The 247-nt window shown below is 43.3% G+C and carries 1 protein-coding gene; it reads right to left on the minus strand.

From position 1 onward, the window contains the following. Positions 1 to 87: 87 nt before the first annotated feature. Positions 88 to 247, minus strand: a 160-nt coding sequence (locus tag AC1XUF_RS32090) for an ATP-binding protein (protein WP_483345939.1), incomplete at its 5' end; no start/stop codon positions are given.

Genomic DNA, 247 nt, shown 5'->3' on the forward strand with positions numbered 1-247 from the left:
TGTAAATGACCCCATTTATTCCGGCGCAAAGTACGCCAGTTAGAACCGGCTGTTTTAACACTAAGTGAGAGTGATAATTTATTAAACTTAATGATTTTTCTTCTTCCTCAAAGACTTTCCAGTTAGGGCTATTCGGTGAGCAGAAGCTGCCAATCTGTCCATGATTGCATCGGCAAGCGTTGGTTCGTCAATGAAGTTGTACCAGTTGTCAACCGGCAGCTGCGAAGTAATGATTGTTGCCCCGTTT

This window comes from Dyadobacter sp. HNCC25DJ185 (assembly GCF_056895195.1).